We start from the raw sequence: 14,414 nt of genomic DNA, 5'->3' as shown, positions 1-14,414 counted from the left end.
CCAATCATGAGCACCTCCTGGCAAATCTGGGCTGTGCTGTCCGCTGTGTTTGCCGCCCTGACCGCGATCTTTGCCAAGGTCGGCGTCGAGGGCATCAACTCCGATCTCGCCACCCTGATCCGCACCGCGATCGTACTGGTCACGCTGTCGCTGATCCTCTTTGCAACCGGGCAACTGACCAGCCCCGGATCGATATCCCCGAAAAGCTGGCTCTTTCTGGTGCTCTCGGCGCTCGGCACCGGCGCATCCTGGCTGTGCTACTTTCGCGCCCTGAAACTCGGACCTGCCACGCTGGTCGCTCCGATCGACAAATTGAGCGTTGTGCTGGTCGCGCTGTTCGGCGTGACCTTTCTCGGCGAGCGACCTTCGATCAGCGGCTGGGTCGGCATCGCCCTGATCGCTGCGGGCGCCATTCTCATTGCCGTCAAAGGCTAAAGCGCCACCAGCAGCCCAACCCCGATCACGATCAGCACGATGCCCATCAGCTCGCGCGCTGACATCGGCTGCTTGAACGAGTAGTAGGCCACGCCTTGTGCAAACAGCACTTCCACCAGCGCCAGCGTGCGCACGTTGGCGGCCGCGGTCAACGCAAATGCCAGGAACCAGAACTGCGAGGCGAAAGCGCCCATGAAGCCCGCGAGCAGCGAAGGCTTCCACATGCGCAGAATCGATTTGAGAATGTCAGGTGCGCGCGACAATAGATAAATGGTCAGGATCAACGTCTGGACGAACAACCCGAACACCAGCGTATAGGTCGCGGCCGTCACGAACGAGGTGCCGTGGATCGTGATGATCGCCCCACGGTAGCCGTTGGCCGATAATGCGAACGCCGCCGCGGAAACCAGGCCGATCACGGTCGGCCGCCAATCGGTAAAACTCTTTTCTCCGCCGGGACGCAACGCGGTGACGACGACGCCGACGGTCGCAATCACGATCGCGAGCACCTTCAAGGCCGTCAGATCGTCGCCGAGGAAGACGAAGCCGAAGATCGCCGTCTGGATCGCCTCGGTCTTGAGATAGGCCGTGGTCACGACGAAGGAGCGCTCGTTCATCGCCACCAGCATCAGCCCGGTCGCAGCGATCTGACAGATCGCCCCGAGCAAAAGCCACGGCCAGAATGCGGTGGTTGGCCGCGGCAAGGCCTCGCCGGTGCCAATCATCACAGCGGCGAAGAACAGGATGGCGAAGGGAAAGCCGAACAGGAAGCGGATATTGGTCGCGCCCCACGTCCCGAGCGGCCCGGTCAATTGCCGCTGCATCGCGTTGCGCGCGACCTGACCCGCCGCGGCGGTGACGGTGAAGGGAATCCAGAGCGAGGTGACGGTGAACATTGCGGTGAAAATCGGGGGGAGCGAAATAAGCCTCCGCCACCGTGCCGGGCGCACTTCGTGCGGTCAACCCAAGCCGCGCATGACAGAACTGCGCGCCGATGACGTCCGTCCCCGCCGGGACAGCAGCAACGGCATCACACCACGCCTTCCGCCACCACCATGTAGTTCACGTCCATATCGGACGACAAACCCCAGCGGTCGGCGAAGGGGCTGTACACCACACCGGTCTGCTCGGTGATCGTCAGGCGATTGTCGAGCAGGTGACGTCCAAGTTCATCGGGGGTGACGAATTTCTCCCATTGATGGGTGCCGCGCGGCAGCCAGCGCAGGACGTATTCCGCGCCGACGATCGCCAGCGCAAAACTCTTCCAGTTGCGATTGAGCGTAGAGACCACCATCAAGCCGCCGGGCTTGAGCATCGCGGCGCAGCGGCCGAGAAACAGCCCGATATCGCTGACATGCTCGACCACCTCCATCGCCAGCACGATGTCGAAGCGCTCGCGCACGTCCATTTCCTCGACCGTGGTGCAGCGATAGTCAATCGACAGATGACCTCTGTCGGCGTGCAGCCTAGCCGCCGCGATGTTGCTGGCGGAGGGATCGACGCCGATCACCTGGGCGCCGAGCCGCGTCAGCGGCTCGCACAGCAGGCCGGCGCCGCAGCCGATATCGAGGATGCGCAGGCCGGACAGGCAATTCAGGCTCCTGACGTTGCGATCGAACTTGCGGCAGGCCGCGTCGCGAATATAGGTCAGCCGCAGCGGGTTGATCTTGTGCAGCGGGGCCATCTTGCCCTTGGGGTCCCACCACTGCTCCGACAGTTTCGAAAATTTGGCGATTTCGGCCGGATCAACGGTCGATGCGGCGGGAGGGTTTGGCTGGGTCGCCATCTGCCGCTCCTAGCGCGCCGTGATGGCGCTGCGAAACGCCAGGGGCGACGCAATGGTCGAAATCGTTTGCCTGCCCTCGCCAACGCCCATGATGGTGACGTCGCCGTAGTTGAAGATGCGGCCAAGAATGGTCTGTTCGACGTCGACGCTCTCGATTTTGTCGAGTGCGATCTCGAAGGTGCGTCGTTTGATGAAGCCCGTCTTGTGCACCACCCGGCGGTCGGTGACGTCGGTCTCCGTGGTAAGACGGTGGAACCAGCCCCTGATGGTGAAGTAGACGGCCACGATCGCGGCGATCACCGCCCCGGCCCACGCGGCCAGAACCGCCGACGGGATGCCGGCGGCGACGGTGGCGGACAGGATCAGGAGCGCCAGCGCCACGATCCAGGCGGTGATCGCCGGCAGGTAGAAGATCCAGTGCGCATTGGTCGAATACAGCACCTTTTCGCCCGGCTGCAGGATCTCGTCGATGTAACGCGCCATACAAACAGCCTCAATTAACTCAATGACCTAGCGTGGCATCGCACCTGGCCGGAAGCGGTTGCTTGCCCCCGACCACGCCGCTATGTATACGCGCTCTCGCGAACGGTTACGTTCGGTTACATTAATAATCCGCAGGGGAATAAACCAGTGCGGCGAATTTGAAGTTCCTACGGTATCGCGGCCAGCTCGTGATAGGAACGTCAAATTCAAGGCCGCTACTCAAATCAATACCTTGTAGAGCTCCTTTGATTCCGAAGTTCGCATCAGAGGTGGCCGCGAATGGTTTGCGAACTTCGGAATCGGAGCTCTAGCTCATCATGGGTCGCCTCGTGATGAAATTCGGCGGCACATCGGTCGCCAACATCGAACGCATCCGCAACGTCGCGCGTCACGTCAAGCGCGAGGTCGATGCCGGTCACGACGTCGCGGTCATCGTCTCGGCTATGGCCGGGAAGACCAACGAACTGGTCGATTGGTGCCGCGAAGCCTCTCCGATGCATGACGCCCGCGAATATGACGCGGTGGTGGCCTCCGGCGAGCAGGTCACAGCGGGGTTGCTGGCGATTGCCTTGCAGGCGATCGGCATTCAGGCCCGTTCCTGGCAGGGCTGGCAGATCCCGGTCAAGACCAGCGACGCCCATGCCTCGGCGCGGATTCTCGACATCGACGGCACTGAACTGCTCAACCGCTTCAAGGAGCGCAAGGAAGTCGCCGTCATCGCCGGCTTCCAGGGCATCAATCCGCAGACCAACCGGATCACGACGCTCGGACGCGGCGGCTCCGACACCTCGGCCGTGGCGATCGCAGCGGCGCTCCGCGCCGACCGCTGCGACATCTATACCGATGTCGACGGCGTCTATACGACCGACCCGCGGGTGGTTCCAAAAGCCCGCCGGCTCGAGCGGATTGCTTTCGAAGACATGCTCGAACTGGCTTCCCTGGGCGCCAAGGTGCTTCAGGTCCGCTCGGTGGAACTCGGCATGGTCCACAACATGCCAATCTTCGTTCGCTCCAGTTTCGACAAGCCCGAAGATATCGACCCGCATGCCAACCAGCCGCCGGGAACGCTGATCTGCAGCGAGGAGGAAATCATGGAAAGCCACGTCGTGACCGGCATCGCCTTTTCCAAGGACGAGGCGCAGATTTCCATTCGCCAGATCGAGGACAAACCGGGGGTGGCGGCATCGATTTTCGGCCCGCTCGCGGATGCCAACATCAACGTCGACATGATCGTGCAGAACGTCTCGGAGGACGGCAAGACTACCGACCTGACCTTCACGGTGCCGGCTTCCGACTACGGCCGCGCCCGCGACACCATCACCTCCGCCAAGGACAAGATCGGCTACGCCCGGCTCGACACCGCCACCGACGTTGCGAAGGTTTCGGTGATCGGCAGCGGCATGCGCAGCCACGCCGGCGTCGCCGCCAAGGCATTCACGGCGCTCGCCGCGCGCAACATCAATATCCGTGCGATCACCACGTCGGAAATCAAGTTTTCGGTGCTGATCGACACCGCCTATACCGAACTCGCCGTCCGGACGCTGCACACGCTCTACGGCCTCGATCAAGCCTAGAAAAATCAGTCCTCTTAGCGGCTGCAACATAAGTGGAGCAGCCACATCGGCTGCTGTGTACGGATTTTTGAAACCGTCGCGCTGGCAGGCCTTTTGCTTGGCAAAACAAAGCCCAATTCGGTATACGGCCTGAAGATGAGCCCGATTGTGAACTGTGCCACTGTTTTAAGTGGCGTGATTCGGCAATAGCTTGGATTCGTGACGCCGCTGAATGAATAAGATTTGTTGCGTCTTGAGTCTAACGCCAGCTCCCGCCCCACGCGGTCGGCTGGCCCGGAGGAATAGGATTTGAACCCACTGCGAAGCGCATCGGGAGGTCCCCGCGTCCTGTTGAGACGGCTTCGCGAAACCATGGCGGAGCAGGTCTCAGCCCAGGAGCGGCTGGATAAGATCGTCGTGCTGATCGCCGCCAACATGGTGGCGGAGGTGTGCTCGGTCTACGTGCTGCGCGTCGATAACACCCTGGAGCTCTACGCCACTGAGGGTCTCAACCGCGACGCGGTGCACCGCACCGTCCTGAGCGCGCATGAGGGCCTAGTCGGCCTCGTGGCCAGCGAGGCGACGCCACTCAATCTCAACGACGCGCAGAGCCACCCGGCCTTCTCGTTCCGCCCCGAGACCGGCGAAGAAATCTACCACTCCTTCCTCGGCGTTCCGATCCTGCGCGCCGGCAACACGCTCGGCGTATTGGTGGTGCAGAACCGCGCCAAGCGCACCTATGTCGAGGAGGAGGTCGAGGCGCTCCAGACCACCGCGATGGTGCTGGCGGAGATGATCGCCTCCGGCGAACTGGCGGCGCTGGCCCAGCCGGGCGCCGAGCCGGCCGCGCGGCACTCCCAGCACAAGACCGGCGCGATCCTGTCCGACGGCATCGCGCTTGGCCATGTCGTGCTGCATGAACCGCGCGTCGTCATCACCAATTACATTGCCGAAGACCTGCCGAAGGAAATCAAGCGGCTCGATGCGGCGCTGGCCAAATTGCGCGCCGACCTCGACCGCATGCTAGAACGCGGCGACGTCGCCGACGGCGGCGAGCACCGCGATGTGCTCGAAGCCTACCGGATGTTCGCCAACGACCACGGCTGGTCGCACAAGCTGCACGAAGCGGTGGCCACCGGCCTGACGGCGGAGGCTGCCGTCGAGCGCGTCCAATCCGACACCCGCGCGCGCATGCTGCGCTCGACCGATCCTTATCTGCGCGACCGCCTGCACGACCTCGAGGACCTCGGTTATCGCCTGATGCGGCAACTGGTCGGACTGGATCACGCGCCCTCGCGCGAACAGCTGCCCGACAACGCGATCCTGATCGCCCGCGCGATGGGCCCGGCGGCGCTGCTCGACTATGACCGCAAGCGCCTGCGAGGCCTGGTGCTCGAAGAAGGCACCACCAATTCGCATGTTTCGATCGTGGCGCGCGCGCTCGGCATTCCGGCGGTCGGCGAAGTGCCCAACGCGCCGGGCATCGCCGATCCCGGCGACGCCATCATCGTCGACGGCACTTCCGGCTCGATCTACGTTCGCCCCTCCGCGGAAATCGAGGCGGCCTACGCCGAGCGGGTGCGCTTCCGCGCCCGACGCCAGGCGCAATATTCGGCGCTGCGCGACAAGCCCTGTGTGACCAGGGACGGCCAGTCCATCGAACTGCTGATCAATGCCGGGCTGGCGATCGACTTGCCGCACATCGACGACACCGGTTCGGCCGGCATCGGCCTGTTCCGCACCGAATTGCAGTTCATGGTCGGCCAGAGCTTGCCCCGCACCAGCGACCAGCTTGCCCTGTACCGCACCGTGCTCGACGCCGCCGGAACGAAGCCGGTAACGTTCCGCACCCTCGACATCGGCGGCGACAAGGCGCTGCCCTATATGGAGAGCGTGATCGAGGAAAATCCGGCGCTTGGCTGGCGCGCGATCCGGCTGGGGCTGGACCGGCCCGGCCTGCTGCGCGGCCAGATTCGCGCATTGCTGCGCGCCGGCGGCGGCCGCGGCCTGCGCATCATGTTTCCGATGATCACCGAAGTCGCCGAATTCGATGCGGCCAAGAGTATCGTCGAGCGCGAACTGACGTATTTGCGCCAGCACGGGCACGCGCTGCCCGAACGCATCGACATCGGCACCATGCTGGAAGTGCCTGCCCTGCTCTATCAGCTCGACGAGCTCCTGAAGAAGGTCGATTTCGTCTCGGTCGGATCCAACGACCTGTTCCAGTTCCTGTTCGCGGTCGATCGCGGCAACGCCAAGGTTTCCGAACGGTTCGACACCTTGTCGGCCCCGATCCTGCGGGTGCTGCGCGAGATCGTGCAGAAGGCGAGCGCGGCGAAGAAATCCGCCTCGCTGTGCGGGGAGATGGCGTCAAAGCCGATCGGCGCGCTGGCCCTGATCGCGCTCGGCTACCGCTCGCTGTCGCTGTCGGCAACCGCGCATGGCCCCGTCAAGGCAATGGTGCTCGACCTCGATGTCAAAAAAGCGCAAGCCACGATGAACGCGCTGCTCGACGCGCCTTCCGGCAGCGTGTCGATCCGTCAGAAGCTCACCGAATTCGCCGAGGCCGAGGGGCTGGCGTTGTAGCGGGCAATCCTGCCCGCTCCGTCACCTCAACCCCGCGAAAAAATATTTGAGACTTCACCATGTCGATGCTCCCCGAAGCCAAACTGGATATCCTGCTGGCGCACCACGCCTCGCTCGAGGCGCAGCTCCTGGGCCAGGTGAGTTCGGAAGACTATGTGCGGATCACGCGCGAACTTGCCGAACTCAACCCGCTGATCGACGCCGTCAAAACCTACCGCGCAGCGCGCGGCGAACTCGCCGATACCGAGAACCTGATCGCAGATTCGCAGACCGATCCCGAAATGCGCAACATGGCGGAAGCCGAACGCGACACCTTGCGGGCGCGCATCGGCGACCTGGAGCAGAAGATTCGCGTTGCGCTGTTGCCCAAGGATGCGATGGATGACCGCAACGTGGTGCTGGAAATTCGTGCCGGCACCGGCGGCGACGAGGCGTCGCTGTTCGCCGGCGACCTGTTCCGCATGTACGAGCGCTTCGCCAGCCTGCAGGGCTGGAAGGTCGAAGTGATTTCGGCGAGCGAAGGCACCGTGGGCGGCTATAAGGAGATCATCGCCGAGGTGCAGGGCCGCGGCGCTTTCGCCAAGCTAAAGTTTGAGTCCGGCGTGCATCGGGTGCAGCGCGTGCCCGATACGGAGACGCAGGGACGCATTCACACATCGGCCGCGACGGTGGCGGTGCTGCCCGAAGTCGAGGATGTCGACGTCGAGATCAAGAATGATGATCTGCGGATCGAGACCATGCGCGCGGGGGGCGCCGGCGGCCAGCACGTTAACAAGACCGAATCCGCGATCCGCATCACCCACATTCCGACTGGCATCGTGGTGATGATGCAGGATAGCCGATCGCAGCATAAGAACCGCGCTTCCGCGATGAACATCCTGCGTTCGCGCATCTACGACGCCGAACGCCAACGCATCGACGCAGCGCGCTCGGCGGATCGCAAGGAAAAAGTCGGCTCCGGCGATCGCAGCGAACGCATCCGGACCTATAATTTCCCGCAAGGACGCGTCACCGACCACCGCATCAACCTGACGCTCTACAAGCTCCCGCAGGTGATCTCGGGCGAAAGCTTAAGCGAATTGACCGATGCGCTGACGACGGAACATCAGGCCGCACAGCTGGCCGCGCAAGGTGCCTCGGCCTAACTTCCAACGCGGCCCGCGTTTTGAATCACCGCTTTCGCGCGCTGCGGACCTGTCGCAGGATCTTGACCAGAGTCGGTCCGACAGCCTGCAATTCCCCGAGGTGAATCGCCGAAAGCGCCCGCAGCTTTCGCTCGCCATGCGCCGTCAATTTCAGGAGAACGCGCCTGCGATCCCCGGCGTCGACGTTTCGGTTTATCAGGCCAAGCCTTTTCATTCGGGTGGCCAGCTCGACCGCGGTGTGATGCCGGATCAGAAGCGCCCGCGCGAGATCTCCCACCGATATAAGTTCGGATCCGGCGAACCCCTTGATCGCAAGCAGGGCCTGATGCTGCTGCGGCGTCAATCCCTGCCGCGCCGCGGCCGTCTCGCTGAAGGCGAGAAAGACACGCAGCTGATAGCGAAACTGCGCCAGCGCCTTGTAATCAACCGCGACTCTTCCATTGCGCTTGACCTTGGTCGCGCCTGACCGTGCTCGCGGCTGACGTCGCCGCTTCGATTGAGCCATTCCACCTGCCTTGTTCGACTGTCGGGTCACACGGACCGTCAGCCGACGCTGTTCCATCCGACAAAAAGCAACGTGGCTGCCGCCACGCCGACCCATCAAGTGAACGGCGGCGGATCGTAGGTCGAACTCAGTATCTCCAGAAGAATGATCTGGAAGGCGACCGGGATGCGGACGCTTTTGCGGCGGATCGATTTCTCCAGCGCTTCGGTGATTTCGGCCCGGGTGAGTTTTCCGTCCGACGCGCGCGCGGCCAGGCTGCGCCACACCTCCGATAGCGATTTGCCGCCATAGAGGGGTACCTTGATCGACACGCCCCTGGTTCGGGCCCACTCGATGATCTCGCGAGCCGTCTGCGGCCCACAATTGCGAGCGGTCGCCAGATGCCGGGCGGTTAGCTGCCGAAGCAGATCGTCCGGGGGTATCCAGGCTCCCTTCGGCGGGTTTTGCTCAATCAGTTCGGGCGCCAATTCCTTCAGCACGTTGACCGCGCGAACGCTCAAACCGCCAGACGGCAGGGCGGCAGCCTTCTCGCCGCAAGGCCCGGTCTCTTCTCGCGAAGCACCGTCTCGACTATCCGCTTGCCGATTTCGGACCATGGGCGCGCATATATGAAGTGAAGGTCGACGGTAACCAGAGGTAAAATCGAGATATATCGTATACTTATATTATCGCAACATCCTTCGACCAAAGTGACATTGACAGAATAGCTGGGACAGCAATTCTAACGGCAATAAAGCTGCGCATGCAGCCTAGTGCCCACCTTCCGAAGTCCGTGTTACATCTCAGCACGACCTTTCACGGACTTCGGAAGGTGGGCACTAGCAAGCTTATTGATTCTAGTGTCGCTTTTCTATTTGAAGTTCCTGAACAGAATTCGCCGCTTGTGGTGCAGGAACTTCAAATAGGCGGCACTAGGACGCGAGAGCCGATCGCCGATACCCGGCGGTGGGCTCGTGTGCGCGAAAACAATCATCTAATCACGGAGGAGACCGAACAATGAGTACGAAGGAGTTGCGCCAAGGAATGGGATCGGGCGTGTCGCGCCGGGCCTTGCTGCAGGCAGGTGCCGGCTTGGCTGGTGGAGCGCTGCTGCCGATTTCGTTGTCCATGCCGGTGTATGCAGCGGATCACCCGGCGATCGGCACTTATCCCGACGGCTCGTCCGGCTCTTCCGTGTTCATCGGAATTGCCGTCCCTCGCACCGGCACCTATGCCGTCCAGGGCGAGGACGAATTGAAGGGCTGGCAGCTCGCGGTCGAGCACATCAATAGCGGCCACGAGCTGATCAAGAAAATCTCGCCGAAGACCACCAAGGGCGTGCTCGGCAAGGAGGTGAAAATCGGTGTCGCCGATTCCGCCGCCAAGCCGAACGAGGCGGTGCAGGCGCAACAACGCTTCATTACCGAAAACAAGGCGGTGCTGCTGACCGGCGCCACCTCGAGCGCAGTCGCCGTGGCGACGAACAAGTTGGCCCAGCGCGAGAAGGTCCTGTATGTCGCCGGCATCTCCGGTTCGAACGACACCACGGGCAAGGATTGCGTGCGCTACGGCTTCCGCCAGAACTTCTTCGGTCAGACCGCCGCGGCGGCGATCGCGCCGGTGCTGGTCAAGCAGTTCGGAAAGAACAAGAAGGCTGCCTATCTGACGCCGGATTACACCTACGGCCACACCGTCACCAAGGCGATGCAGGATCACCTTGCCGAGGCGGGTTGGACGACCGTCACCAACCAGGTGTCGCCGCTGGGCGCGCCGGATTACTCGTCCTATCTGCTCAACGTGGTCAACTCCGGCGCTGACGTCCTGATGAACGTCAACTGGGGACATGACGCGGTGCTCTCGATCCAGCAGGCCAAGCAGTTCGGCGTGCTCGACAAGATGAAGCTTGTCGTTCCCTATCAGGTTCCGTTCGTCGCTCGCGAAACCGGTGGCCTGATGCAGGGCGTCTATGCCGCAACGGACTATTGGTGGACGATCGAGGACAAATATCCGCTCGCCAAGATGTTCAACGATACCTTCAGCAAGAAGTACGGCTACAAGCCCGAGTGGGGCGCCGAGAACGCCTACATTAGCTTTGCCCATTGGGCGCGGATGGTCGAGGAAACCGGCAGCTTCTATCCGCCGGACGTCATCAAGACCTACGAAAAGGGCGAAACGATCCCCTCGTTCGTCGGCGATGTCCACTATCGCCCCGAAGATCACCAGTGCGTCCGCCCCGTGATCATCGTCAAGGGCAAGATGGAAAAGGACATGAAGAACAAGGAAGACTATTACGACATCGTCGAAATCGTCCCGGGTGACGGCTTGATGCAGAAGCCGGACGCCTTCGGCTGCCATCTCGGCGACTATACTTAAGTTCGTGGTTGCAAGGACGCCGTGGGTAGCGAGACACTACCCACGGCGTTATTTTTGTGTCTAATGATCCGCGAACACGTGGATTTGATGTTATGATCAATTGGCCAAATTTCGTCTCCCAGCTTTTCAACGGGCTGGCGCTGGGCGCGCTGCTCGCACTCATCAGCTCGGGTTTGACAATCATCTACGGCACGCTCGGCGTTCTAAACCTCGCACATGGCGCGATGTTCATGATCGGCGGCTATGCCGGATATGTCGCTTTTGAATATACCCACTCCTTCACCGCCGCGGTCATTGCCGGTTCACTGTTTGTGATGGTGCTCGGGGTGGTGATGGAACGCGTCATCATCCGGCACTTCTATCAACGTCCGCATGAAGACCAGCTGCTGGTGACCTTCGGCCTCGGCATCTGTTTTGTCGAAATCGTGCGCCTGCTGTTCGGCAGCCAATCGCAGATGGTGCCTCCGCCGCCACTGTTTCAGGGCATCACTTCGCTCGGCTTCATGTTTTATCCGACCTACCGCCTCGCGGTAGTCGGCATCGTTGCCGTGGCCCTTGGCACCCTGTTCATCGTGCTGTACCGCACCCGATTGGGCATGATCGTGCGCGCCGGCATCGAGGATTCGGTCATGGTCGATTCCCTTGGAATCAACGTCTATCGCGTCTTCATGATCGTGTTCGGGATCGGCGCCATGGCCGCGGGCTTTGCCGGCATCGTCAACGCACCCGTGGTATCGCTGACGCCGGGCGTCGGTGACGACATTCTGGTCGAGACCTTCGTTGTGGTGGTGATCGGCGGCGTCGGATCGTTTCCGGGTGCGATTCTCGGCGGCCTGATCGCCGGCGAAATCATCAGTGTCACCTCCATGTTCAACCCGAGCTACGCCTACGTCATGTTGTTTGCGGCAATGACGCTCGTGCTGGTGTTACGGCCGCATGGCCTGCTTGGTACACAGGGCCGCGAATGAGAGCGCTTTTGTCATGCTGAAACAGCGACCCTTCCTGATCGAAGCCCTGACGGCGGCAGGCTTGATAGCGGCGCCATTCCTGTTGCCGCTGATCGGTTTCGCGCCCAACACGGCCAACCGGATTCTGGTCTGGGGCCTGTTCGGACTTGGTTTCGATATTCTGTTCGGCTTTACCGGCCTGTTGTCGTTCGGCCAGTCCGCATTCTACGGCACCGGCGGATTTGTCGCGGCGTATCTGCTGACCCGGGCCGGATTTCCCAACGTCATGCTGGCGCTCGTTATTGGCATGATAGCCGCGGCCGCCGTTGGGTATCTGGTCGGCCTGATCGCGCTGCGGCGCACCGGTATCTACTTCGCCATGATCACGGTTGCCATTGCCGAGGTGTTCTTCTTCGTCGAATTCAATCCGCTGGCGGACTGGACTGGGGGCGAGAACGGATTGCCGGGCGTGCCGACGCCGAGCATCCATCTCGGATTCACCACGCTTCATTTCACGACCGGCTGGTCGCTCTATCCATTCCTGGCGTTCTGCTACTTCATTGGAATCGTACTCGCACTGCGCATTGTGCGGTCTCCGGTCGGCGCCGTCTTCCGCGCCATCCGCGACAATCCGCTGCGCGCAACCGCGGTCGGCCATAACATCCACAGCTACAAGCTGACGGCTTTCGTGATTGCTGCGGCCTATGCCGGCTTTGCCGGTGGCCTTCTCGGCGTCCTGCAGGCGTTCATGCCGCCGGATGCTTTTACCTTCGATACTTCCGGCCAGCTGGTGATGCAAACCGCGATCGGCGGCCGCGCGACGCTGTTCGGCCCTCTGGTCGGCGCCGCGGTCTGGCTCTCCTTGCAGGATTTTCTTCAGGCCACACTCGGGCTTGGCGCAGCCTGGAAGCTCGTGCTTGGCATCGTGTTCGTGTTGCTGGTCTGCTTTCTCCGGAACGGGATCATCGGCGGCATCGCAAGCCTCTACGACCTTGCGACCGGCAAGCGTGCGGCTCAGGAACCGAAAGACGTACTCCCCGCGACAAACGCTCCTGCCGAACAACCGCAACCCGCCGCGGAGGCGAGTCCCGCGCGGCAGACGGACGCGCCCTCCGCACCCGCCACGCATCTCGAAGATGGCACGACTGCCAGCCCCATCCTGCAGGCCAGGGGCCTGACCAAGCGTTATGGCGGCCTGCTCGCCAACAGCGACATCGACTTCAGGGTCAACCGCGGCGAACTGCGTGGCATCATCGGCCCCAACGGCGCCGGCAAGTCGACCTTCTTCAAGATGCTGACCTGCGAGGTTCCACCGACTTCGGGCACCATCGTGTTCGAGGGCAACGACATCACCGGAATGACGGTCACCGATGTGTGCCAGCGCGGCCTGACCAAGAGCTATCAGGTCAATCAATTGTTCGCAGGCCTGACCGTTCGCGAAAACCTCACCATCGCCGCGCTTTCGGCGCTACGCGGCAAATTCCGCCTCGATCTGTTCCGACGAATCCAGAACATCCCGGGACTTTCCGAGCGCGTGGAGCAAACGCTCGAGCTGGTCAATTTGACGGCGCGCCCGGACACCCCGGTTTCGGAGCTCGCCTATGGCGAAAAGCGGCGCCTGGAAATCGGACTCGCGCTTGCCACCGCGCCGAGCCTGCTGCTGCTCGATGAACCGCTGGCCGGCATGAGCCCGCGCGAGCGCGTCGAAACGGTGAAGCTGCTCAAATCGATCAGCCAGGGCCGCACCATGATCATCATCGATCACGACATGGACGCGCTGTTCGAGCTCGCCGAGCGCGTGACGGTGCTTCAAGAGGGCCGCGTGCTGGTCGAGGGAACGCCGCAAGAAATCAAGAACAACACGACCGTCCAGGAGGCTTATCTGGGCGGCGTGCACGGAGTGCTAGCCGCATGAGCTTGCTCGAAGTCAGTGGCTTGAACAGCTATTACGGTGATTCCCACATCCTCTTCGATGTGTCGATGCGGGTGGAGCGCAACGAGGTGGTGGCGCTGCTGGGCCGCAACGGCGCTGGCAAAAGCACGACGCTGAAGAGCCTGATGGGTGTCGTGACCCCGAGGGCGGGATCGGTCGTCTTTGACGGCACCGACTTGGCTGGGCGGAAGAGCCACAAGATCGCTCAGGCCGGCATGCAGCTGGTTCACGAGGAACGCCGGATCTTCGGCAGCCTGAACGTCGAGGAAAATCTCGTTCTCGCCGGAATCACCGCTTCGACGCGCTGGCCGCTCGATCGCATCTACGAAATGTTTCCTCGCCTGAAGGAGCGCCGCGGCAACCGCGGCACCGACCTTTCGGGCGGCGAGCAGCAGATGCTCGCCATTGCGCGCGCGTTGATCCGCGATCCGAAAATCATTCTGCTCGACGAGCCGTTTGAAGGCCTCGCGCCGGTTATCGTGCGCGATCTCATGACCGCCTGCCGCAACCTGGCGGCCGCAGGTCAGACCATCGTGCTGGTCGAACAGAATCTCGCCGCAACCCTTGCGCTCGCCCAGCGCATTTACATCATCAACAACGGACACATCGTCCACGAAGGGCCGGCAGAAGAGATCAAGGCCCAGCCCGAGGTTCTGCAGCGGTATCTCGGCGTTTAACGCCGGATCGAT

Annotated in this window: 13 protein-coding genes; 8 read left to right on the top strand and 5 right to left on the bottom strand. The window is 62.2% G+C overall.

What is annotated here, in order from left to right:
• Positions 1 to 6: 6 nt before the first annotated feature.
• Positions 7 to 435: an EamA family transporter gene (locus M6D32_RS17535; protein WP_298258435.1), complete on the top strand. Its 429-nt coding sequence runs from the start codon at positions 7 to 9 to the stop codon at positions 433 to 435.
• Here M6D32_RS17535 and M6D32_RS17530 read toward each other — a convergent pair.
• The 3 genes from M6D32_RS17530 to M6D32_RS17520 form a co-directional block, all read right to left on the bottom strand.
• Positions 432 to 1,331 carry a DMT family transporter gene (locus tag M6D32_RS17530; protein ID WP_298258433.1) on the bottom strand — a complete coding sequence of 300 codons (900 nt, stop codon included), beginning with the start codon at positions 1,329 to 1,331 and terminating at the stop codon, positions 432 to 434. The genes M6D32_RS17535 and M6D32_RS17530 overlap by 4 nt on opposite strands.
• Positions 1,332 to 1,465: 134 nt before the next feature.
• Positions 1,466 to 2,221, bottom strand: coding sequence for a bifunctional 2-polyprenyl-6-hydroxyphenol methylase/3-demethylubiquinol 3-O-methyltransferase UbiG (ubiG, locus tag M6D32_RS17525; RefSeq protein WP_298258431.1), 756 nt, complete (start codon positions 2,219 to 2,221; stop codon positions 1,466 to 1,468).
• A 9-nt stretch (positions 2,222 to 2,230) separates the two neighbouring features.
• Positions 2,231 to 2,704, bottom strand: a complete 474-nt coding sequence (locus M6D32_RS17520; protein WP_298258429.1) for a PH domain-containing protein — start codon at positions 2,702 to 2,704, stop codon at positions 2,231 to 2,233.
• A gap of 317 nt (positions 2,705 to 3,021) precedes the next feature.
• On the opposite strand from M6D32_RS17520, the gene M6D32_RS17515 reads away from it, so the two are divergent.
• The 3 genes from M6D32_RS17515 to prfA all read left to right on the top strand — a co-directional run bounded on the left by M6D32_RS17515 (position 3,022) and on the right by prfA (position 7,988).
• The gene (locus tag M6D32_RS17515; RefSeq protein ID WP_298258427.1) at positions 3,022 to 4,278 is read left to right on the top strand and encodes an aspartate kinase; all 1,257 of its coding nucleotides are present in this window, start codon (positions 3,022 to 3,024) and stop codon (positions 4,276 to 4,278) included.
• 297 nt (positions 4,279 to 4,575) lie between these two features.
• Positions 4,576 to 6,843, top strand: a complete 2,268-nt coding sequence (gene ptsP, locus M6D32_RS17510) for a phosphoenolpyruvate--protein phosphotransferase (RefSeq protein ID WP_298258472.1) — start codon at positions 4,576 to 4,578, stop codon at positions 6,841 to 6,843.
• 59 nt (positions 6,844 to 6,902) lie between these two features.
• Complete coding sequence (prfA, locus tag M6D32_RS17505; RefSeq protein ID WP_298258425.1) at positions 6,903 to 7,988, top strand: peptide chain release factor 1; 1,086 nt, start codon at positions 6,903 to 6,905, stop codon at positions 7,986 to 7,988.
• Positions 7,989 to 8,013: 25 nt separating this feature from the next.
• Here the strand turns inward: prfA and M6D32_RS17500 are convergent, their stop codons facing one another.
• Positions 8,014 to 8,493, bottom strand: a complete 480-nt coding sequence (locus M6D32_RS17500; RefSeq protein WP_298258423.1) for a MarR family winged helix-turn-helix transcriptional regulator — start codon at positions 8,491 to 8,493, stop codon at positions 8,014 to 8,016.
• Positions 8,494 to 8,588: 95 nt separating this feature from the next.
• Positions 8,589 to 8,993 carry a hypothetical protein gene (locus M6D32_RS17495; RefSeq protein WP_298258421.1) on the bottom strand — a complete coding sequence of 135 codons (405 nt, stop codon included), beginning with the start codon at positions 8,991 to 8,993 and terminating at the stop codon, positions 8,589 to 8,591.
• Positions 8,994 to 9,489: 496 nt separating this feature from the next.
• Here M6D32_RS17495 and M6D32_RS17490 point away from each other — a divergent pair, with 496 nt between their 5' ends.
• The 4 genes from M6D32_RS17490 to M6D32_RS17475 all read left to right on the top strand — a co-directional run bounded on the left by M6D32_RS17490 (position 9,490) and on the right by M6D32_RS17475 (position 14,402).
• Positions 9,490 to 10,845 (top strand): substrate-binding protein, encoded by a 1,356-nt coding sequence (locus M6D32_RS17490; RefSeq protein WP_298258419.1) that lies wholly within the window; start codon positions 9,490 to 9,492, stop codon positions 10,843 to 10,845.
• Positions 10,846 to 10,937: 92 nt separating this feature from the next.
• Positions 10,938 to 11,813, top strand: coding sequence for a branched-chain amino acid ABC transporter permease (locus tag M6D32_RS17485; protein WP_298258418.1), 876 nt, complete (start codon positions 10,938 to 10,940; stop codon positions 11,811 to 11,813).
• A 13-nt stretch (positions 11,814 to 11,826) separates the two neighbouring features.
• Positions 11,827 to 13,707: a branched-chain amino acid ABC transporter ATP-binding protein/permease gene (locus tag M6D32_RS17480; protein ID WP_298258417.1), complete on the top strand. Its 1,881-nt coding sequence runs from the start codon at positions 11,827 to 11,829 to the stop codon at positions 13,705 to 13,707.
• Entirely contained in the window at positions 13,704 to 14,402 is a 699-nt protein-coding gene (locus M6D32_RS17475) for an ABC transporter ATP-binding protein (RefSeq protein WP_298258416.1), read from the top strand. The genes M6D32_RS17480 and M6D32_RS17475 overlap by 4 nt, the downstream gene beginning before the upstream one ends.
• The last annotated feature ends 12 nt before the right edge of the window (positions 14,403 to 14,414 follow it).

Source organism: Bradyrhizobium sp. (assembly GCF_027307225.1).
GTDB lineage: Bacteria > Pseudomonadota > Alphaproteobacteria > Rhizobiales > Xanthobacteraceae > Bradyrhizobium.
Note: the sequence above shows the minus strand (reverse complement) of the source record. Positions and strands in the feature narration are given on the sequence as shown.